Origin of the sequence: Candidatus Palauibacter polyketidifaciens (assembly GCF_947581785.1) — a bacterium.
Lineage (GTDB): Bacteria > Gemmatimonadota > Gemmatimonadetes > Palauibacterales > Palauibacteraceae > Palauibacter > Palauibacter polyketidifaciens.
This window is the reverse complement of record NZ_CANPVO010000042.1, coordinates 1-20,985: the sequence shown is the minus strand read 5'-3', so window position 1 is coordinate 20,985 and position 20,985 is coordinate 1. Positions and strand designations below refer to the sequence as shown.

At 68.5% G+C, this 20,985-nt stretch carries 20 protein-coding genes, 2 pseudogenes and 1 riboswitch; of the genes and pseudogenes, 8 read left to right on the top strand and 14 right to left on the bottom strand.

All coding sequences use genetic code 11. The annotated features are described in order from the left end of the window. The 8 genes and pseudogenes from RN729_RS11720 to RN729_RS11685 form a co-directional block, all read right to left on the bottom strand. Positions 1 to 322, bottom strand: a pseudogene (locus RN729_RS11720) (carbon monoxide dehydrogenase); the annotation flags it as partial. Continuing rightward, positions 322 to 837: a 2Fe-2S iron-sulfur cluster-binding protein gene (locus RN729_RS11715; protein WP_310784999.1), complete on the bottom strand. Its 516-nt coding sequence runs from the start codon at positions 835 to 837 to the stop codon at positions 322 to 324. The pseudogene RN729_RS11720 and the gene RN729_RS11715, both read right to left, overlap by 1 nt. 4 nt (positions 838 to 841) lie before the next feature. Then, a complete protein-coding gene (locus RN729_RS11710; protein WP_310784997.1) occupies positions 842 to 1,780 on the bottom strand; it encodes a xanthine dehydrogenase family protein subunit M in 939 nt (312 codons plus the stop codon). Beyond that, positions 1,777 to 2,244 carry an SRPBCC family protein gene (locus RN729_RS11705; protein WP_310784995.1) on the bottom strand — a complete coding sequence of 156 codons (468 nt, stop codon included), beginning with the start codon at positions 2,242 to 2,244 and terminating at the stop codon, positions 1,777 to 1,779. Before RN729_RS11705 ends, RN729_RS11710 begins: the two co-directional genes overlap by 4 nt. Beyond that, a complete protein-coding gene (locus tag RN729_RS11700; RefSeq protein ID WP_310784993.1) occupies positions 2,241 to 2,450 on the bottom strand; it encodes a hypothetical protein in 210 nt (69 codons plus the stop codon). The genes RN729_RS11705 and RN729_RS11700 overlap by 4 nt, the downstream gene beginning before the upstream one ends. A 2-nt stretch (positions 2,451 to 2,452) precedes the next feature. Beyond that, complete coding sequence (locus RN729_RS11695; RefSeq protein ID WP_310784991.1) at positions 2,453 to 3,475, bottom strand: XdhC family protein; 1,023 nt, start codon at positions 3,473 to 3,475, stop codon at positions 2,453 to 2,455. Next, a complete protein-coding gene (locus tag RN729_RS11690; RefSeq protein WP_310785002.1) occupies positions 3,472 to 4,101 on the bottom strand; it encodes a nucleotidyltransferase family protein in 630 nt (209 codons plus the stop codon). The genes RN729_RS11695 and RN729_RS11690 overlap by 4 nt, the downstream gene beginning before the upstream one ends. Before the next feature lie 111 nt (positions 4,102 to 4,212). Continuing rightward, positions 4,213 to 5,145, bottom strand: a complete 933-nt coding sequence (locus RN729_RS11685) for an EamA family transporter (protein WP_310784989.1) — start codon at positions 5,143 to 5,145, stop codon at positions 4,213 to 4,215. Positions 5,146 to 5,314: 169 nt separating this feature from the next. Here RN729_RS11685 and RN729_RS11680 point away from each other — a divergent pair, with 169 nt between their 5' ends. Further along, positions 5,315 to 5,776, top strand: coding sequence for a nucleoside deaminase (locus tag RN729_RS11680; protein WP_310784988.1), 462 nt, complete (start codon positions 5,315 to 5,317; stop codon positions 5,774 to 5,776). Here RN729_RS11680 and RN729_RS11675 read toward each other — a convergent pair. From RN729_RS11675 to RN729_RS11650, 6 genes are all read right to left on the bottom strand, one after another. After that, positions 5,773 to 6,567 carry a hypothetical protein gene (locus tag RN729_RS11675; RefSeq protein ID WP_310784986.1) on the bottom strand — a complete coding sequence of 265 codons (795 nt, stop codon included), beginning with the start codon at positions 6,565 to 6,567 and terminating at the stop codon, positions 5,773 to 5,775. The genes RN729_RS11680 and RN729_RS11675 overlap by 4 nt on opposite strands. A gap of 395 nt (positions 6,568 to 6,962) precedes the next feature. Continuing rightward, on the bottom strand, positions 6,963 to 8,135 hold the full coding sequence (locus RN729_RS11670; RefSeq protein ID WP_310784984.1) for a carboxypeptidase-like regulatory domain-containing protein: 1,173 nt from the start codon (positions 8,133 to 8,135) through the stop codon (positions 6,963 to 6,965). Further along, positions 8,132 to 9,316: a carboxypeptidase-like regulatory domain-containing protein gene (locus RN729_RS11665; protein ID WP_310784982.1), complete on the bottom strand. Its 1,185-nt coding sequence runs from the start codon at positions 9,314 to 9,316 to the stop codon at positions 8,132 to 8,134. Before RN729_RS11665 ends, RN729_RS11670 begins: the two co-directional genes overlap by 4 nt. Before the next feature lie 4 nt (positions 9,317 to 9,320). Continuing rightward, positions 9,321 to 10,514 (bottom strand): 6-bladed beta-propeller, encoded by a 1,194-nt coding sequence (locus tag RN729_RS11660; protein ID WP_310784980.1) that lies wholly within the window; start codon positions 10,512 to 10,514, stop codon positions 9,321 to 9,323. 93 nt (positions 10,515 to 10,607) lie between these two features. Continuing rightward, positions 10,608 to 11,039, bottom strand: a complete 432-nt coding sequence (locus RN729_RS11655) for a hypothetical protein (RefSeq protein ID WP_310784978.1) — start codon at positions 11,037 to 11,039, stop codon at positions 10,608 to 10,610. A 22-nt stretch (positions 11,040 to 11,061) separates the two neighbouring features. Continuing rightward, a complete protein-coding gene (locus RN729_RS11650; protein WP_310784975.1) occupies positions 11,062 to 12,015 on the bottom strand; it encodes a hypothetical protein in 954 nt (317 codons plus the stop codon). A gap of 331 nt (positions 12,016 to 12,346) precedes the next feature. Further along, positions 12,347 to 12,465, top strand: a riboswitch (SAM riboswitch). 90 nt (positions 12,466 to 12,555) lie between these two features. Between RN729_RS11650 and metB the strand changes: the two genes are divergently transcribed. The 7 genes and pseudogenes from metB to RN729_RS11615 form a co-directional block, all read left to right on the top strand. Next, positions 12,556 to 13,773 carry a cystathionine gamma-synthase gene (metB, locus tag RN729_RS11645; protein WP_310784973.1) on the top strand — a complete coding sequence of 406 codons (1,218 nt, stop codon included), beginning with the start codon at positions 12,556 to 12,558 and terminating at the stop codon, positions 13,771 to 13,773. 87 nt (positions 13,774 to 13,860) lie between these two features. Further along, positions 13,861 to 14,178, top strand: coding sequence for a hypothetical protein (locus RN729_RS11640; RefSeq protein WP_310784971.1), 318 nt, complete (start codon positions 13,861 to 13,863; stop codon positions 14,176 to 14,178). Positions 14,179 to 14,277: 99 nt separating this feature from the next. Continuing rightward, positions 14,278 to 15,018, top strand: coding sequence for an ABC transporter ATP-binding protein (locus RN729_RS11635; RefSeq protein ID WP_310784969.1), 741 nt, complete (start codon positions 14,278 to 14,280; stop codon positions 15,016 to 15,018). A gap of 18 nt (positions 15,019 to 15,036) precedes the next feature. Further along, complete coding sequence (locus RN729_RS11630; RefSeq protein WP_310784967.1) at positions 15,037 to 16,461, top strand: ABC transporter permease subunit; 1,425 nt, start codon at positions 15,037 to 15,039, stop codon at positions 16,459 to 16,461. A gap of 1 nt (position 16,462) precedes the next feature. Continuing rightward, positions 16,463 to 17,893: a DUF3526 domain-containing protein gene (locus tag RN729_RS11625; RefSeq protein WP_310784965.1), complete on the top strand. Its 1,431-nt coding sequence runs from the start codon at positions 16,463 to 16,465 to the stop codon at positions 17,891 to 17,893. Positions 17,894 to 18,329: 436 nt separating this feature from the next. Then, positions 18,330 to 20,738: a TonB-dependent receptor gene (locus RN729_RS11620; protein WP_310784962.1), complete on the top strand. Its 2,409-nt coding sequence runs from the start codon at positions 18,330 to 18,332 to the stop codon at positions 20,736 to 20,738. 10 nt (positions 20,739 to 20,748) lie between these two features. Next, positions 20,749 to 20,985 (top strand): annotated as a pseudogene (locus tag RN729_RS11615) (hypothetical protein); the annotation flags it as partial.

Genomic DNA, 20,985 nt, shown 5'->3' with positions numbered 1-20,985 from the left:
CCTGCGCCTGGTACATGACGGTGTCCGTGGGGAGCACCATCTGGGTGTCCGACATCAGCGTCGGCATCCAGTGCAAATTGTACGCCTCGAGGTCCTTGCCGGTGAGGACGGCGAGCACGCCGGGGACTTCCAGCGCCTTGCTCGAGTCGATGCTCTTGATCTTCCCGTAGGCGATCGGGCTGCGGACGATGTCGAGCCACAGCATGTCGGGGAGGACGATGTCGTCGATGTAGTTGCCTTTGCCCTGCAGGAAGCGCGGATCCTCCTTGCGCTTCATGGAGTGCCCCATGCCGCAGATGTCGGCGGAAGTCTTCGGTGCCATCAGCTGTCCTCCCCGTCGGTCGCGGCGTTCGCGGTTTCGGCGGCGGCGCCCATCTTCTCGGCGGCGTACTGCACCGCCTTCACGATGTTCACGTAGCCGGTGCAGCGGCAGAGATTGCCGGAGATCGCCTCGCGGATCTCGGCCTCGCTCGGGTTCGGGTTCGCCTCGAGGAGGGCCGCGCCGGTCATCAGCATGCCGGGCGTGCAGAAGCCGCACTGGAGGCCGTGCTTCTCCCAGAAGCCCTCCTGCAGCGCGTGCATGCCGTCGGCGCCGGCGAGCCCCTCGACGGTCGCGATCTCGGCCCCGTCGGCCTGCACGGCGAGGACGGTGCACGATTTCGTCGGCTGCCCGTCGAGCAACACGGTACAGGCGCCGCAGTGGGTCGTGTCGCAGCCGATGTGGGTGCCGGTGAGCCTCAGTTCGTCGCGGATCAGGTGGACGAGCAGCATGCGCGCCTCGACCTCGGCCGCCTGCGCCTCGCCGTTCACGGTGACGCTGATCTGATGTGTCGCCATCGCTCTACCCTCCGGCCCCGGCGCGCGCGAGCGCCTTGCGGATGGCCCTCGCCGTGAGCACGCGAGCCATGTTCCTCTTGTATTCGACGGAGCCGCGCCGGTCCTCCACCGGTTCGGTCATGTCGGCGGCGGCCTGCGCGGCGGCCGCGATGACCTCGTCCGCGTCGGGGGCCTTCGTGATCGCGTCGCGGACCCTCTCGATGGCGCCGCGCAGCCCGCCCGCCGGAACGAAGTCCGCGCCGAGAAGCGTCTCTTCGGCGGCCGTCGCGCGGATGGGGGCGAAGCCCAGGTTCGTGAGCCCGACGCCGGCCTTCGTCACCACCCCGTCGTCGTCCAGCGTGAGTTGCACGGCAACGCCGGCCACGGCGTAGTCGCCCACCTTGCGCTCCAGCTTCACGTAGGCGCCGCCGCTGCCGGCCGGCGGCACCGGGATATGGAGTTCGGTAAGGATCTCGTCCTCCCCCAGGGCGGTCATGAAGAGGCCATGGAAGAAGTCGTCGATGTCGATCGTGCGCTCGCCATTCGGTCCGGTGGCGACGACGTGGGCGCGCAGCGCGAGCATCGTCGCCGGGTGGTCGTTCGCGGGGTCGCCGTGGGCGATGTTGCCGCACACCGTGGCGCGGTTGCGCACGAGCGGGTCGGCGATCACGCGGGCGGTGTCGAGCAGGATCGGATAGCGCTCCGCGACGGCCGCGGATTCCTCGAGCTGCGTCTCGGTCACGAGCGCGCCGATGCGGAGGAAGCCGTCCCGCTCCTCGATCGTATCGAGCCCGGAGATGCGGCTGATGTCGATGATGTTCGCGGGAGAAGCGAGGCGAAGCTTCATCATCGGGAGGAGGCTCTGCCCGCCCGACATCACCTTCGCGTCGTCGAGCTCACCGAGCAGGCCGAGCGCTTCGTCCAGTCCGCCCGGCGCGTGGTAGTCGAACTGCGGGGGGATCATGGCCCTGCCTCCTTTGCCCGGTTCTCAAGCGCGTTGGTGAGTCGTCCGACGAACTCCTGTAGCATCTTCCTGGAGACGACCTGAGTCATGCCGCGGCCGAGCTGTGCGAGGATCCCGGTGACGGTCACCTTGGACGCCATCGTCACCTCGGATCCGCCATCGGCGAGCGCCGCCACCCGGCTGTTCATCGTCATCTCGGCGGTGCCCATGCCGGCCTTGCCCTGGCCCAGCGCGCGGATGACCGCGGATCGCTCTTCTTCGTTCAGTATGAAGGATACGGTCCCGGTATAGGCGGCGACGAGGGGTCCGACCTTGACCGTCATGGCGCCGTCCCAGGTCGTATCGTCGATCCGCTCCGTGATTTCCGCCCCGGGCAGGAGTTGCGAGAGCTGCCGGGGGTCGGAGAGGATCGCCCACACCTCGTCGGCCGGCGCGTCAATCGTGAACCCTTCTTCGATTCTCATGGGCCTTCATCCTCCATGGTCACCCGCACGGGCCGTCGGTGACGAACCAGAAGGACGTAGGCGATGATGGCACCGATCGATACGACCATGCCGATGTTCCCGTAGGTCGTATTGACCTGCAGTCCGAGGAACAACGAGAACGAGAACATCAAGTAAAGCAATGCGATCACCACGACGTGTGCGGCGACCTTCAGTACGGTCTTCAATTTCACCCCCTCGTCGTTTCTTCCTGGAGGTACGCCTCCGGCGAGGCTTCGAATCGGGCTCGGCAGCCCTCGCAGCAGAAGTAGACGGGTTCCCCCTCGAAGACCGAGGACGGAGAACCCGCCACCGGGACGGTCATGCCGCACACGGGATCGGTCGCCTGGTCCTCGGCTCGCGCCGCGGTCGCCGCATCTTCCGCGGCGGCGTCACCGGATCCGACCGCCCCCGATTCCTTCGGTTGCGCCTCGAGTTGGACGATTTCGGCGAGGATGCTGACGGCGATCTCTTCCGGACTCTCGGCGCCGATATTCAGCCCGGCGGGCCCCCGAACTCGCGCGATCTCGGCCTCGTCGAGTCCGTGCGCGGCCAGGACGCGGCGCACGGACTCCATCCGGGTGGGGGAGGCGATCACGCCCAGGTAGTCCGGGGCGGCCGCCGCCAACTCCGCGAGCGAGCGCTCGTCTCGCCGTCCCATGGTGGCGACGACCCCGTACAGCTTCCAGCCGCGGGGTCGTTCGGCGTAGTGCGCCGCGGTCGCCGCCAGATCGTCCACGACCTCGTCGGCCGCTGCCGCCAGCGCCTCACCTTCGGCAGCCTCTTCTGAAGCCTCGGCCACGGTCGCATATCCCATCGCGCCGCCGAGGCGCACCAGCGCGAGGGCGACGGGCGAACGCCCCGCCACGATGAGGACGGGAGCCGGAAGAACCGGGTTCACGTGCACTTCCACCTTCCCTCCGCTGCTGCAGGACATGGGCACGGGGACGAGATCGTCCGGGCGTCCGGGACTCGACCCGAAGGCGAGGAGCCTGGGCTCCCCCTGATCCAGCGTCTCCAGCGCGTGGCGGACCACCTCCGAACGGGTGCAACTGCCGCCGATCCAGCCATGCATGACGCCGTCCGCCGAGATCAGCGCCATGTTGCCCGGCTTGCCGCTCGTGGGGCGCTCGCTCCGCACGACCGTGGCGAGCGCGTAGGGCTGGCGCTCGGAAGTCAGCCGCGCGGCGAGATCGAGCAGGCTGCGATTCACGGCACGTCCCCGGAGCGGGAGCCGGCCCCCGAGAGTTCCCGCCGCACGGACTCGTATTCGTCCGGCCGGTCGAGGTCTCTCAGCCGGTCAGCCGGCCAATCCACCAGAGACGCCCGGTCGTGGTGCCGTCGAACGACTTCCCGCCCGCACCCCGCCCGCATGCGGGAGATCTCGCCGAACAGGCTGCGGCCGTAGAGGATCGGCGGCGCATTGACCTCGCCCCCGTAGCGGGACACGATGAGCGGTGCGCCGGTCTCCGCGCGGCGTTCCACCAGCGTGCGCACCATGCGCGCGGTCACGAAGGGCATGTCGGGGAGCATCACGAGGGCGGCCCCGCACGCCGCCGGCGCCGCGGCGACCCCGCAGGCCACGGACGTCTGGATACCCGTCTCGTGGTCGGGATTGAACACCGGTGCGCAGGCGAGGTCCTCGACCTCCCGTTCGACTGCGTCGCGGAAGCGTCCCGTAACGAGGATGACCGGGTCGAGGCCGGCCTCACCCGCGACGCGGACGGCGTGGCGCACGAGCGTCTCCCCGCCCACGCGCAGCAGGAGCTTGTTGCGCCCCATGCGGGTCGAAGACCCGGCGGCCAACACGATCCCGGCTACGCTGCGCTGGTCGGACATGGGGTCCAAGGTAGGCCGCCGCCGGATACCGCCGCGAGTCTGCCGGCCGCGGCCGCTACGCCCGGTTATCCGTTCGCGTCGCTCCGGGCGCCGGGGTTCCGTCCCGTGCAATCACGGCGCGCGTCGGCGCCCACGCCCGGCGAGGCCGCGCGCCACCGCGATGCCGGAGAGAATGACGGCGGCGCCCGCCAGTTGCTGCACCGTGGGCGTCTCTTCCAGCCACATCCACGCCGTTGCCAGCGCGATCACCGGGACGAGGTTCTGGTACACCGCCGTCCGGCTCTGTCCGATCGTCTTCATGCCCCGCGACCAGAGCAGGTAGGCAATGGCGATCCCGAAGACGCCCGTGTAGGCCGTCGCGAACCATATCCCCACGGGGATCGAACTCCAGTCGACGCGCATCAGATCCGGGATCCCCATGCCGACGATGACGGGAAGGGCGGCCCAGAGCGTCCACGCCGTCACCTCCAGCGCCCCGCGGCGCTTCGTGATGCGCCGCCCGAAGACGGTGAAGGACGCCCAGGAGAGGGCGGCCCCGAGGACGAGCAGATCGCCGATGCCGGCGCCTCCGACCTCCTGCGTACCGCCCGTGATGAGGATCGCCATCCCGGCGAGAGTCGCGACGACGCCCAGGAGGATCGCGGGGCTGAACCGCTCCCGCCCGAGCGCGGACGCGATCAGGAGCACCCACACGGGACTCGTGGAAAGGAGCAGCGCGGCGTTCCCGGTCAGCGTCAGATCGATCCCGTAGATGAACGTGGCCTGGAAGATCACATGTCCCACCACACCGAGTCCCAGGATCCGCACCCACTCGCTCCGCGGAGGGAGAACCGGGCGCCCCGTGGCCCGGAGGAGGAACCAGACCGCCAGCGCCGCGAAGGGGAAGCGGAGGGCGTTGAACGCAAGCGGCTCGAATTCGCGCAGGACGACCTTCACAACGGAGAAGTTGATGCCCCAGATGATCGCGGTCGCCATGAGCCCGAGGTCGACCGTGAGATCTCGCGGACGCCGCCGGGGCGGACCAACACTCTTCGAGTTCGTCAATCGTGCTCGCCGCGGGGTTAGGGAACGAGGGGCCCCCTGCCGAAAGCCGGGGACGGGACCGGCTGAGTATATTCGGGGAGTGCTCCGGGAGTCGACCGCCGTATGGCGGCCGGCCGGAGTCGAGCGCACACGCCCTGGCGAAACGAGCGTCGCGATGGATGACGAATTCATGAAATTCATGCAGCGGGCCATCGACCTGTCCGAGCGCAGCGTGGAGGAGGGCGGCGGGCCGTTCGGCGCCGTCGTCGTGAAGGACGGCGAGATCGTAGCGGAGGGGACGAACCGGGTCACGCTGGACAACGATCCCACGGCCCACGCCGAAATCCGGGCGATTCGAAAGGCCTGCGAGCTGCTGGGCACGTTCGATCTCGGTGGCTGCGAGATCTACGCGAGCTGCGAACCGTGCCCGATGTGCCTGGGAGCGATCTACTGGAGCCGGATTCGCCGCGTGTACTACGCAAACACCCGTGAGGACGCGGCGCGCATCCGGTTCAGCGACGAAGACATCTACGACGAGTTCTCACTGCCGCCCGAGAAGCGCCGGATCGTCTCGCTTGTGCGGATCCCCGCCGCCAGGGCGGGGGACGCCTTCGAGCGCTGGACCCGAACACAGGACAAGACGCCGTACTAACCGGTTCTCGCCCGCCGACTGGCTCCGGTCCGCTCGGCCAGGAGCGGACGCGCAAAATCGCACGCGAACTGTGCGAGCAGGTGTTGGCGGGATGTGGCTGCCAGCTCAGCGAGCGTCCGCCCCGGCCACCTCATCGACTGGCGGTGGAGCGTAGGTCGGGGGATCCACAGACGTCCGGCCACGCGGTCCCAGACAAGACCGGACGACCGCAGCTCGTGGGCCCGGAGAATCACGAGCGCGCGAAGGAACCGGGCGAGGGTCGTGCGTCCCGCGACACTCTTCCGAAACTCCTGAGACAGCGTGACGTGAGAGTAGCGAACGGCGGACGCCCACTCCCGCACGCTGCGAACCGGCCGGTCCGTAGTCGCCGCCCTCAGGCCGTGCCCCAGGGCCGAGCGAAGGGACGGAGACAGGGTCGATTCCTCGACGTCCCGGGCCAGGCGGAGCCCGTGATCCTCTGCGCACGCGGCCTGGATGGCGGAGTGGAGCATGTTCGGGAGATCCTCAAGCCACACGACGGCGGACACTGCGATGCCGCCTAGCTGGATAGCGACCTCGGGGTCGGGATCCGTGACCACGATGACGGGGACTCCGGGCCAGTCAGCCCTGATCTTCTCCAACGGCCCGACCCACCGTGCCAGGTTCCGCGCGCGGCACCCCAGAATCAGACAGCCGACGCCGACGTCATCGCTTGCCAGGCTGCCGATATCGGTGACGATGCGGGCCGGACCATCGACTGCATTCTCGATAGATGCGGCGTCGTACGAGGAATCCGCAACGATGTTGATCATTCGAATCTCCCCGAACTCCGAAGAGGGCGACCGGGGCGGGCAATCCTCCCATCGAGGATCAGCCATCGGCCGGGGTCTTCCACAAGCGAAGCATGGCGCCGCAGTGGGGTTAATTCGGAAGTCATAAGCGTTTCGCGTGAACCAGGAGCTTTTCGGTATGCCGGGACTGTTATAGAGGCCTCAGCGCGTAAATCAGGGAAACCTCGAGTTCGGCGTCAACTATACTGGCAGATTTTCAATTGTTGGATTTCAGCCTGTTCTTATTCCGATTTATAATATTCCTGGCTAAATGAGGTTCATCTATTGTCAGATCGGTTATCATGACGATTATGGCCGAACCGTCAACGGCAATCGCGGTCATTGCGGCTTTCCATGCGTATAGTCCGCAACGCCGGTCATTGAGGAGAACGGTCGGTGCGGCGGAACAACGCAAGCACCTCTCCACTGTACTCGACGGGCACTGCGAGGGGCAAGACGGTGGTCCCCGTGCGCGGGGCCGAGAAAGTGCGAGACGCGAGGCGCGGTCTGAGCATCCGCCACTCGCGGATCAGCCAACGATCACCGGCAACACGCTCGAAGCGAAGTTGTCCCCCGAAACGAGACTCCTCGACGCCGATGGTGCCAACCCTGGTGCGGCGGGCGGTAGGACTTTCGTGGTAGTCCCGCAGCGGCGGAACCAGGTATCGCCGGAGGAACGGCCGCAGCGACGTGTAGTTGAACGCCAGTTCCCGCGGTTCGTTGGCCACCGTGTCGATCCACAGCACGCCCTTGACGTCGACGACCTCCCGGCCGGGCCTCGGCTCGAACGCCAGCGCCGCGACCTCGGCCCCGGTCCCGACCTCGGCTGTGCTCAAGCAGTGCGTCGCGAGGAACCCCGGCGACGCCAGCGCGGCACCGTCCGGGGCGTAGAAGGTGGTCATCGAATCACCAACTATGTCGCCGTACCCGTACGTCTCCAGATGTCTCGGCGACGCGTTGGGGAGCGCCTCCGACACCATGACGGTGACGGTGTCCCGTGCACGGCGGAACCTGCCGCGATTCCAAATCCTGATCGGCCGTTCCAGCCGCACAAGCAGAGAGTCGTGAGTCTCGGCGGTGGCCATTGAGTCCAGGATCGGAAGGACGGACTCGTAGAGTGCGAACGCCCGCCGCCGCTCGTCGGGCGTCGTCAGACAATCGGTCTGCTCCGTGACCATCAGTTCCGGGAGCGGCACCGGCCGCACCGGGACCTCAAGGCGCAGCGGGCCGGACGCCTGCGCGGAGTCGATGCGGACCGGGCCGGAGATCCAAGACTCGTAGCCGATGCGCGACACCCGCACGCGGTAACTGCCCGGCGGCGGCAGCGGCAGGCTGAACGCGCCGCTGGCGTTCGACAGCGTCTCCCAGACGACGACGCCGTCGGGACCATCGACCGACACGACTGCCCCGTCCACCGGGGCGCCGTCGCCCTCGGACATGAGGATGCCCGTCAGCCGCGCGACGGGCTCCTGAGCGGCGACCGCGGGCGCAAGCAGGCCCAGCGCGAAGCTCGCGACGAAGGCCGCGCCGATGGATGCGGGCGCGGTCAACGTCCACCTTTGTCCCGCTGCGACCGGAAGATCGCGAGGATTCTGCCGCTGTGCGTTAGCGGAACAGCCTTCGGCTGGACGTACGCTCCGAGGACGACGTCGCTACGAAAGAAGATGGCAAGGCGTGGGCGAACGATCCTCCACTCGCGCACAAGCCACCCACCACCTTCGATTCGCTCGAAGTGGAGGGCGCCGCCGTAGTCCGACTCGATCAACTCGATCGCGTGGAACCTGACGCGACGCCCCAGTTCCTCCTGGCGCCGCGATAGTACATGACTCTCCAGGTTCGGCAGCAGGTATCTCCGCAAGAACGGACGCAAGGAGGTATACCTAAACTCCAACTTCTGCGGTTCAACGGCGACCGTATCGATCCACAGGACGCCCTGGACATCGACCACATCGCGGTCGAGCCTGGGCTGGAAGGACAGCCCCGCGGTGACCTCATCCTCTGCCTTCGTGGTGCTGAGGCAATGCGTCGCGAGGAAGCCCGGCGACGCCAGCGCTTCTCCGTCAGGGGCGTAGAAGGTGGTGGTTGAGTCGTTGACCGCCTCCGCGTACCCGAACGCCTCGAGGTGTGTCGGCGCCGCGTTGTTCAGGGCCTTCGGCACGACAACCGTTACTGTGTCCTGCACATATCGGAAGCTGCCGCGTCTCCACACCCTGACCGGTCGATCCAGCCGAACGACCAGAGAGTCGAAGACCTCTTCGGCCGACATCGAGACGAGGGCGGGGAGAACCGATTCGTAAAGTTCGAACGCACGCCGCCGCTCCTCGGGCGTGGTGGGACAGTCGGTCTGCTCCGTGACCATCAGTTCCGGGAGCGGCACCGCCCGCACCGGGACCTCGAGGCGCAAGGGGCCGGTCGCTTGGGCGGAGTCGATGCGGACCGGGCCGGAGGTCCACGACTCGTAGCCGATGCGCGACACCCGCACGCGGTACGTGCCCGGAGGCGGCAGCGGCAGGCTGAACGCGCCGCTCGAGTTGGACAGCGTCTCCCACACGACAACGCCGTCGGGACCGTCGACGGACACGACCGCCCCGTCCACCGGCGCACCGTCGCCCTCCGACAGAAGGATCCCCGTCAGCCGCGCGCCGGGCTCCTGCGCGGTAACCATGGGCGCAAGCAGGGCCAACGCGAGGCTCGCGGCGAGGGCCGTGCGGACACCGGCGTAACGAATCATGCGGTCATCCGCCGGCGCGCCTGACCCGTAGTACCTGAACCGCGGGCACGTCGAACGCATCGCGCACCTCTGCCCACACCCGGTCTCCGCTCACGGCGAGCAGCCGGGCATCCTCGGGGGCCGCCACAGTCGACACCTCGCCCGCGCGACCCTCCCCGGAGATGACGATCCACTCGTTCGACCGACCGGACGGGTCGTGAATCTGAAACCACATGTCGCCGTTCGGGTCCATGATCACACCCTCGTCGATGATGCCCCGCCCGCGATTCTCGACCGGCGGGTAGTGGCCGGGCGCGTCGAGCGCCTCCATCACCGCGCCGACCGCCGCCGCGCGGCTGGGGAACGCGCCGAGTTCGACCACCCGCTCCACGGCCTCGAGATCTTCCGCCCACGCCCGGATCTCGCCGGCGTCGAGGGGGCGCGGCTCGTACGACACCTGAACGGTGTCCACGATACCTCGCAACACGTCGTGCCGCTCCGCGACGAAAAACGCTGGCGAGCCCGCTGGCGTCGGACGCCGGATGACCGCGACGCGCCGCCCGCCAGGCCCCACGGCGATCATATCGCTGTGAGAAAACGGATTGCGCAATCGCAGGCTGCCGTCTCCCGTTGGCACCGGGGCCGCGACGGATCGGTCCCGAAGCTCCAGAAGCGCAAGCGGAGCGCCTTCTGGAGCGCCCCCCCGCTCGACGCGAAATGCGAGCACCTCCGCCAGCGCGTCCGTCTCCGCCCACCTGAAGGCCATGATGCTGTGGTCCGCCAGCGCCGCGAACGGTCGCACGATCTCGCCACCCGCCGTTGCGGCATCCCATGTGGCCGGGCCAAAGTCCGCCAGACTCTCCCCGGTCGAAGCATCGTAGAGGTTGACGCGGCGCCGCGCATCCGCGACCCACAGCGTGTCGCGCCCCAGCAGCCCGAGACGCCACGGCGAAAGCAATTCGCCCGGCCCTTCGCCCCGCCGACCGATTCGCTGCCGGAACGCCCCGTCCGCGCCGAACGCCAACACGCCCTCCGTCCGGGCATCGAGCATGAACGTCGACCCGTCCGCGGCGTGAACCAACTGCTCAATGTACGTGAGGGGCACACTGTCGGGGACCGCCAGGCGGGAGACCGCGACGAGCGTGTCGCGACGTTCCTGGGCCGGGAGGCCCTCGGCTGCGGCGAAGACCGCCACAGCGGCAAGCACCGCTTTGATCATGATCCGATCTCCTATCCGTACTCTGAGCCACCGATGATCGGAAGAAGCCCCGGGCCTCGGTTTCCTCCGATCATCGGCAACGCCCGAGCGGCCTCAGATGACGATCGACTCCGTCCGGCGACGCATGTCCTCCGCCTCATCCGCACTGTAGGCTCTCGCTACGATGCGGTTCTTGCAGTCACGAACGTGTTGGAACGTCGACTGCGGTGTCCCGGGTGCGTCGGAGGTTACCGATGCGAATGTTCGCTCTCGCACGAGCGCGCCGTCCGCACCGACGGATGTGGACTGGGCGCGCGTGATGCGAGGATCACACCACAGGCGGCCCCACGAAACACAAAACGAAATGCCCCCCCATTCGCCGCTATAGCACGAGTCGTTGAGATACGGACCGTCAGATGTACACTCAGCCGTCAAGGAATCGCACGTCTCACACCACTGTGCTTGGACGGTGTCCGGCGTCAGAGCTGCGACGCCGAGGATGATCGCGCCGGCGATCATCCAGTTCGAGATCTTCTTCGTCAGCATGTTCCGCTCCTTCGTTTCGGGTTCAATCCCTGGCCCGGGGTGGCTGCCAAGTCCATTCGTAGGTGAGGATCTCGACGCGGTCCGTCCGGCGGACGGCCAGCAATTGCCGCCGGTACGGAGAGGTGTCGAGAATCCCGAATGGCACGTCGATGACCCGTCGGCGCCTGAACGCGCCCGATGAGTCGTAGAAGACGAGGTGACGCCGGTCCGAAGCGAGATCGGCGAGCACCTGGACGAAGCCGGAGTCGAGGGCGAACACGCCCGTGCCGATCCACGGGTCGCTCGCGTAGTAAGTTTCGTTGCCGGCGGGGATACGCCCCGCCGGTGTGCGGTCGCTGCCGTCCGCCGCGGCCGACCATGCGAACGGAAATTGGCGGGACGAGACGATGATGCCGTTTGGCCCGCTCGACACGGAGATGGCCACGCTGTCGGACCAGGCGATCGGCAGATCCACGCTCGACGCGGAGAAGGGTGTGCCGCCGTCCCTCACGAGCGAGACCCGCGTCGTCGGGATTCCGTCGGACCCGCCGCGGTCCGTCCCGCTGGCGGACACCCAGCCGGCCGCGTCACGAGCAGCGGGCAGGCTCGGGTCGGGGCCGGTCCAGGCGGTCGCGCGGCATTGGTCATCGGAGAAGCGGATGATCCGCGGCTCATCCGCCCCCGCCATGCCCCCGTCGATGATCTCGATGACGGGCGCTCCTCCCGCCGCCGGGGTGCTCACGAACGCCGCTCCGAGCGGCGCGCGGATCCTCTCGGGGCACACGGCGCGTGCCTCGGCGTGGCGCGTCGATGCGACCCAGACCGTATCGCCACTCCAGAACAGGCTGGCATCCCCTCGCGGAGACAGCGCGCCGCCGCGAACGAGGATGTGCCCGGGCATTACGTGCCTGCCGGATTCGGTTAGCACCAGGCGGCCCGCCTGTGCGGACACGCGCCCGTTCGCCGCGATCCACGCCGTGCAGCAGATGGCGATCAAGCCCTTGTATGATCTGGCCCGTGGTCGTCGCATGTCCCCGTGCGTCTGCTCTCCGCCGTCGCCTTACGATCCACGCCTGACCTGGATCGGTTCACACGAGGGAAAAAACCGAAAGCCACGTGAGGCTCTCGACAATGTCAAAACCGATGGTTGGGTGTATCAAAAGTGTTGGTTGGCCGCCTGCGACCGCCCGAGGAGCGCCGGATCGTCCCGCTCGTGCGATCCGTTCCGACGGGGCGCGGGACGCTTTCGAGCGCTGGACCCGGAAGCGGGACAGGACGCCGTATTAGTTGACATCCGATGGCCACTCCCGTAAAACTGCCCGCACGACAACTCATCGAGACCGGCTGAGGGACAGGCCCGTTGACGCCGGGGCAACCTGCGGGAAGTGGCATTCCCGCAAAGGTGCCAACTCCTGCGGTGGACTCGCTTCCACCGTGAAGATGAACCGCCCGCCGCCCTTCGGGGCGGTAGCCGCAGTCACAGGGTGTCGAATCTCCGGAGTCCGATGAGGTACACTCGAGACTCGGAGAGGTCACCATGACCCACCGCTCTGCCGCTCGCGTTGCCTCGTCCCCCGTCACACGCGCTGTGCGGGCGGGGCTTGGCGTCGACACCGCCCATCGGGCGGTCATGCCACCGATCCATCTCTCCACGAACTTCGTCTTCGACGCGCCGGGCGTATACGCGAAGTACGACTACACCCGCACAGCCAACCCGACGCGGGATCTCGCGGCCGAAACGATCGCCGAACTCGAGGGAGGGTGCGGTGCCGTGATCACGTCGTCAGGAATGTCGGCCATCGCCGTGTCGACGCGCCTGCTTTCAGCGGGCGATCTGCTCCTGGCGCCTCGCGACTGCTACGGAGGCAGCCACCGCCTCTTCTCCGCCGAGGCGAACCGTGGCGGGTATCGCGTCGAGTTCATCGACCCGTGGGAGTCCGCATCGCTCGAACTCGCGCGCCGACTCCGGCCCCGGATGATCTGGATCGAGACGCCCAGCAACCCACGCCTGCGGATCACCGACATCGCCGCGTGGGTGCGAGTGGCGCGCGACATCGGGGCGATCTGCGTGGCCGACAACACCTTCCTCTCGCCCGTCAACCAGCGCCCGTTGGAGTTCGGCGCCGATCTCGTCGTGCACTCGACGACGAAGTTCCTGAACGGCCACGGAGACGTGGTGGGCGGGGCGGTGGTCGCCGCGGATGAGGATCTGCTCGAAGAAATCGCCTGGTGGACCAACGTCATGGGTGTGTCGGGGGCTCCGTTCGACTCGTATCTGACGCTCAGGGGAATGCGGACCCTCCACGCGCGCAGCTGCATGCACGAGGCGAACGCGCTCCGCATCGTGGATCTGCTGGACCGCAGCGACGTCGTCACGCGCGTCTATCACCCGAGCCTGCCCGATCACCCGGGGCACGATATCGCGCGGCGGCAGCAGACGGGGTGGGGCAGCCTCGTTTCGTTCGAACTGCGCGGCGGACGGGCGGCGGTGGACGCCTTCGTGGACGTGCTCGAGTACTTCGCCCTGGCCGAGTCGCTGGGTGGCGTCGAGAGCCTGGTCGCGCACCCCTGGACGATGACGCACGCGTCGATGGATGAACCCGCCCGCCGGGCGGCGGGGATCGGCGAGGGACTGCTCCGGTTGTCCGTGGGGATCGAGGCCTGTGAGGACCTGGAGGCCGATCTGAAGCGGGCACTCTCGGCGGCTGAGCGTCCGCCAGCGCGTGCCGCGCGGGTGCCCGCGGCTCAACGTTGACCGGGTGCCGCGCGTTCTCTAAGGTGCCGCCGCCGCGGCCGCTCTCGGGCGGTCCGGCGCGCCGATCCGCGGGACGGAAGGGGAGCCATGGCAAACCAGGTCGATGCCGGACGATCCAGGCGCCGCATGCGCTTGCTGTCCGGAGTCCTGGTCGCCCTTTCGCTCGTCGTCGTCGGCCTCGCGGAGGGTACGCATTCACACGACGACGCGGCCGATTCCCCGGCGGCGTGTTCGATCTGCGAACTGGCGCACAAGGCGGACCCCGTGGTGTCCTCGGCGACGCCGACCGTCATCGAACCGCGTCTCGTGCCGGCTCCGGCGCTTCGGGGGCACCGGCTGAATGCCCGGGCCGCCCATCTCTCCCCCCACCGTAGCCGGGCTCCTCCGCTTCCCATCTCTCTGTAGCGAAAGTCTGTAGCGAAGCCGCACTGCCGGTCCGGAGACCGGCAGGAGACTTGTCGCCCGCGCCGGTGACGGCGCGGCCAACGCGAGAGATGGAGATCCATGCAGACCGCCGAATCGGGAGCGGGACAACCGCCCCTTCTCGAGGCCCGCGGGCTCAGCAAGCGCTATGGTGCCACGCAGGCCCTCGATTCACTCGACCTGGCCATCGAGCCGGGAGAGGTCTACTGCCTCCTCGGCCCCAACGGGGCGGGGAAGACCACGACGATCAACCTTTTCCTGGGCTTCGTGCCGCCCTCCGGAGGCCAGGCCCTGGTGTCCGGCATGGACGTGTCGACCCACGACCGCGAGACGAAGCGCCGGCTCGCCTACATCCCGGAACAGGTGATGCTGTACCGCAACCTCAGCGGGCTCGAGAACCTCGAGTACTTCGCCGCCCTGGGCGGGAAGGGGTCGCTGGGGCGGGAACGCCTCGCCGACATCCTCGTCGAAGCCGGCCTGGAGCGCGACGCGGTCGACCGGCGCGTGTCCGAGTACTCCAAGGGCATGCGGCAGAAGGTCGGGATCGCGATCGCGATGGCCAAGGAAGCCGACGCCCTTCTGCTCGACGAGCCGACCTCGGGTCTCGACCCCAAGGCCTCCAACGAGTTCTCGGCCCTGATCGAGCGGCTCAGGAATGACGGCGTCGCGGTGCTCATGGCGACGCACGACCTGTTTCGCGCCAAGGAGACCGGAACGCGTGTGGGCATCATGCGCTACGGAAGCCTCGTCACGGAGCTGGGCACGGACGAGATCGGCCACGCGGATCTCGAGCGCGTCTACCTGGAACACATGCACGACTAGCACGACTGGGAGGCGTAGATGATCAGGCACAGCATCCGTCATATCGTCCGCAAGGAATTCACAGATGTACTCCGGGACGGCCGTTTCCGGTGGTGCTCCGTCCTGGTGGGAACGCTGCTGCTCGTCTCCCTGGGCCACGGGTGGGTCCAGGCGCGGGAGGCGCAGCGGGAGCACGCGGCCGCACAGGCGACGGCCCGCGATCACTGGGAGTCACAGGGCGAGAAGAACCCCCACTCCGCGGCCCACTACGGCATCTATGCGTTCAAGCCGCGCCTCGCGCTGTCCTTCGTGGACGAGGGCGTGGACCCCTACACCGGAACATCGGTGTGGCTCGAGGCGCACCGGCAGAACGACTTCCTGCTGCGCCCCGCTCAGGACGCGACGTCGGCCCAGCGCGTCGGGGCGCTCACGGCGGCGCAGGTGCTGCAGCACCTCGTGCCCCTGCTCATCATCCTGCTGACGTTCGGCGCGCTCGCCGGCGAGCGTGAACGGGGCACGCTTCGTCAACTGCTCGCGACCGGGGTCGGGCGGCGCGATCTCGCACTGGGAAAGGCGCTGGGCATCGCAGGCGCGCTGGGGCTGCTCCTCGTGCCGGCGGCGGCCGTGGGGGCGGCGGCCCTCGTGGTCGGGAGTCCGGGTCCGGCGGCATCCCCGGTGGCCCGGGCCGCGGTCCTGGCCGTCGTATATCTGGTCTATTTCGCCGCCTTCGTGGCGCTTTCCCTGGCCGTCTCCGCCTGGGCCCGCTCGACGCGCACCGCGCTGGTGATCCTCCTGGGCGTGTGGGTGGTGAACGGGCTCGTGGCGCCGCGCGTGGCGGTGGACCTGTCGAAGTGGATGCACCCCACGCCCTCCGCCCTCGAGTTCGCTCAGACCGTGGAACGGGAGATGGCCACCGGCACGGAGGACATCATCCCTCCGGACCGGGCTGCGCTGGCCGAACGCCTCATGGCGCAGTACGGAGTCGAGCGGGTGGAGGATCTGCCGATCAACGACGTGGGTGCCTACCTCCAGGAGAGCGAGGAGTTCGGCAACCGGATCTTCGACCGCAACTACGGCGCACTCTGGGATACGTTCGAGCGCCAGGGCGTCGTCCACGAGCTGGTCGCGGTGGCGGCTCCTCTGCTTGCGGTGCGCGCGCTTTCCATGGGACTGGCCGGAACCGATGTCGAGCAGCACCGACACTTCGCGAGCGCCGCGGAGACGTACCGCCGGGACCTGATGCGGCGGATGAACGGCGACCTCACCGAGAACTCCCGCAGCGGCGATTTCTCCTACCAGGCCGGATCCGAACTCTGGGAGTCGACCCCGCCGCTGCGGTACGACGCTCCGACGCTGGGCTGGGTGCTGGGCAACCGGATCCTGTCGCTCGTCGTCCTCGGGGGATGGCTCGCGGGAACGATCCTGATCGCCGCGGCGCGCGTGCGGCGCGCGGAGGTGGCCTAGGATGACCGCGCGCACCGTCATCCGGAACGAGTGGCGCCTGCTCATGGCGGACCGACCGCTCCGGCTCGCGCTCGGGCTTTTCGCGCTCCTGCTGGTCTACGCGCTGGCCAACGGCGTGGTCTGGACGCGTTTTCAGGAGAGCACCGTGGAGGTCGCGCAGGCGGGAAACGTCGAGCGCGCCCTCGCGATCGAGCAGGAACTGACCGACATTGAGAACGGCGCGGAGCCGGCTTCCCCCTTCTCGGATCCGCGGCTCCCGAACGTGCTGGGCGGGCGCCGGGGCCGCCACACCGCGGTGCTGACGCCGGGGCCTCTGACGGCCCTGGCCGTCGGGCAGAGCGACCTGCTGCCGTACTACTACGACGTCAACATCTACACGAACGAGTCGTCGTTCCATCAGAACGGCGAGGTCGAGAGTCCCCTCAACCTGATGGTCGGGCGCTTCGATCTGGCCTTCGTCGTCGTGTACCTGCTGCCGCTGCTCGTACTGGCCCTGAGCTTCAACGTTCTCTCGGAGGAGCGCGAGCAGGGGACGCTGGCTCTGACCCTTTCGCAGCCGGTGTCGGCGCGGGGCGTCGTGGCGGCGAAGCTCGCCTTCCGCGCCCTCCTGGTCGTGGGCATGGTGCTCGCGGTCTCGCTGGCCGGGATCCTCGTCGCGGGCGACTTCGGCGCGCCCGGCCGGATCCTCCTCTGGTGCGCAGCGGTCGTCGCGTACGCGCTCTTCTGGTTCGTGCTCGCAGCGTGGGTGAACAGCCTTAGGCGGTCCTCCGCCTGGAACGCCACGGTGCTGGTGGGCGCGTGGCTGGTGCTGGTCGTCGTCCTCCCGGCCGGGATCAACATCGCGGCCGGACTCCTGCACCCGCTGCCGTCGCGCGTGCAGATGATCACCGCCCAGCGCGAGGCGTCGAACGATGCCGTGAACCGCCGCAGCGAACTCCTCGCCCGGTACCTGGAGGACCATCCCGAAATGGCCGAGGGCGTGGTGGCCGACGAACCCGGCCTGGGGGCGCTGGCGTGGGCCGCGACCGACGCCGTCAACCGTCGCCTGGAGGAGGTGACGGCCGAACACGATGCCAGCCGGGCGGAACAGATCGCGCTGGTGCGCCGCTACCGCTTCCTGTCGCCGGCGCTCATGGCCCAGGAGGTGCTCCTCGATGCGGCGGGGACGGGGGACGCGAGGTTTGCCGGCTTCCAGTCGCAGGTACGGGCCTTCGCCGAGCGGTGGCGGGACTTCTTCGTGCCCGCGATCGTCGCCGGCGAGCAGATGGACGCCGGCGCCTATTCCCGCGCACCGCAGTTCCGTCTCGCGGACGAGGCGTCCGGCGAGGTCACGCGCCGCGCCGCCGTTCCCCTCACGGTCTTGGGCGGACTCCTCATCCTGGTGGGTGCGGGCGCGGGGGTCGGGCTCGGACGGGTTCGAGGCGCGAGTTGAGGCTCGGCGGCCGCGTGCGGGGCGCAAACTGAACCCCCGCACCTACATGCGCCTGCTGACCGGGGTTTCGGTCGCGGTCTCGCTCCTCCTCGTAGCGGCCGCGGAGGGTACGCATACGCACGACGATGCCGGCGAGGAGCCGGCCCCCTGTTCGGTATGCGAACTGGTTCACAACGCCCGACCGGTGGTCGTCTCTGGGGCGCCGTGCGCCGCCGGGCCCGTTCCGGTGCGGATTCTCGCGCCTCCCGAGCACCGGCGGGACGCGGGCCCAGCTCATCTCGCCCTCCACCGCAGCCGCGCCCCGCCGCTCCCGTCCCTGTAGCCGAACAGCCGTTGCTGTAGCCGAACAGTCGTTCCACCGAACGCGGGCGAGACCGGTCGCGCCGATCTCGTACGCGTCCAACCGATACACGTAGACAGTCAGAGGTCACTCAACGTGAAGAATCGCATATTCGCCGCACTGTCGGCGCTTGTCCCTGCTTTCGTCGTCCTCGCCGCCGCACCGGTGGCGGCCCAGCAGACCGGGTCCATCACGGGCGTCGCGCGGTCGGTCGACGACGGCTCGCTCGTACCGTTCGTGCAGTTCCGCGTCGCCGGAACGGATCGCGTCGCGCTGAGCGACGCCGAGGGCCGTTTCGTCATCGCGTCCGTCCCGGCCGGGGCCCGGACGCTGGTCGTGGAAGGAGTGCACCGGGCCGACCCGGTGTCGGTGGACGTCCCTTCCGGCAGTGCAGTGGACGTGGCAGTCGCCGTCTCCAACGCGCTCTTCGACATGCCACCGATCGAGGTCCAGGCGACCCGGTCCTACCGGCAGGAGTTCGGTACCGTCGGCACGCGCATCCCGGCCCGGCTCATGGACGTTCCGCAGTCGGTGCAGGTCCTGTCCCGAAAGTTCATCGAGGACCAGGGCGCGACCCAGTTCGAGGATCTCTACCGGAGCGTGAGCGGATTGGTGGACCATCCGTACTCCGAGATGAACCTGCGTGGTTTCCAGCAGCGCGAAATCCTCTTCAACGGGGTGCGGGGCAACCCGTACGGGAGCCTCGACGGCGGCGAGGACACCGGCTTCAGCACCAGCGTGGGACGACTGACCAACGTGGAGCGGGTCGAGATCGTCAAGGGTCCGGCGTCGGTGCTCTACGGTTCGGCCGAGCCGGGCGGCGTGATCAACTATGTGACGAAGAAACCGCAGGAGTCGGCGGAATTTCGGGCGTCTCTGCTCGGCGGCTCGTACGCCCAGCGCGGCGGGACCATGGAAGCCACCGGTCCGTTCACGGGTGCCCGCCGGCTTCTCTACCGGGGGGCCGCGTTCTTCGAGGAGAAGGACAGCTTTCGCCACAACGCGGGCTTTCGCGACCTGCACCTGGCCGCGGGACTCGCCTGGCTCCCCTCGGCGCGCACGCGGGTCGACCTGGAACTGGAGAGGATCGACCAGGATCTGACGGGACACCGCCTGCGCGGGATTCCCGTCGACCCCGATGGTACCTTCCTGACCTCGCGGGACTGGAGCACGACCGAGCCGACCGACTTCACCCGGATGGACGCCACGGTATTCCAGGCTTCGGTGAGCCATGCGGCCGAGGACGGGCTGTCCGTGGACGGCACCTTCAGGGTGCTGGGCTACGATCGGGCCGAGAACTATCACGAACCCCGCGGGATCCTTGACGATGGCCGCAGCATGCAGCGCGAGTTCCGCGATCAGTTCCGTTCCAACGATGACTGGAGCGCCACCGCGAACCTCCACGGGCGGGTCGAGGTGCCGGGCGCCGGGACGCACGCCCTTCTGGGAGGGGTGGAGATTACCCAACAGGACTGGCTCTTCCGCTACGCGCGGGCGCGGCAGAGCGGCCGCGGCGGGCCCGTGCCCGATCTGGATCTGTTCTCGCCGGTCTACAACGGGGGCGTGGCGTCGAGTTACGGGCTCGGACCCGACGACTACTCGGAGCAGGAGGTGCTGTCGCGCCGGTACGGGGTCTTCGTGCAGGACCAGATGTACTTCGGCTCGCGCTGGGTCCTGGCCGCCGGCGGGCGCTACGACCGGTATGAGGACGAGGGAACGGTCGTCGGCGAGTCCGGCAGCGCGGACGCGGCGGCATTCACCGGCCGGCTGGGCCTCGTCTTCAAGCCGAGCGAGCGGCTGTCGCTCTACACGAACGCGGCGAACGGTTTCTCCCGGGCCGACTTCGCGCACCAGGTTCCCTCGGCGAACGGACCCTTCGACCCGTCGCGCAGCCGCCAGGTCGAGGCCGGTGCGAAGGCCGATCTCCTCGGGAGGCGCCTGATGCTGATGGCCTCGGTCTTTCAGATCCACAAGACGAACGTGCTGCGGCCGGACCCGGCGTACGGGCCGACCGGAAACAACTATTCGGCCGCCTTCGCCACGGGCGAGGTTCGCAGCCGCGGGATGGAAGTGGACCTCGCGGGCACGCTGGGCGACCGGTTGAGCATCGCCGCGAACTACGCCCTGCTCGATTCGGAGATCCTCCGGGATGACGATGCACCGGACAACGTCGGGAAGCCGTGGCCGAATTCCGCGCGCCACTCCGCCGGGCTATCGTCCCGTTACGCGGTGCGGGGCGATGTGGGGCTGGCGCTCGGGCTCACGTATGTCGGCGAGCGCGAGCAGCCGTTCGCGGGGATCCGGGCGCCTGCGTTCACGGTCGTGGATCTTGCGGCCGACGTCCGCCTGATCGGACGCTTCGACCTCAGGGTCGCCGTCAACAACGTGTTCGATACGAGCTATGCGACGGCCTCGCTCTTCGCCGCCCGTGCCGGGAACATCCCGGGCGATCCCAGAACGCTGGCCGTGACGCTCACGACCAGCTCCCTCTTCGTCGGACGGTAGGATCGAACAAATGAGTTCATGGAGAGCGGGTCCCCGCAACACGTTGCTTGTCGCCCGCCGGCAGGTGGGTGCGGTCCGTGAGGACCGGTACGTCGTCTTCCTGCTGGGGCTCGTCATCGCCCTCGGCGTGGTCGCGGTCCTCGGAGCGCGGCACCACGCCGCCAGCGAGGCGGAACAGCGCGCCCGCTACCAGGCGATGGTCGAGCGCCAGTGGGTGGAGCAGCCGGACCGGCATCCGCACCGGGTC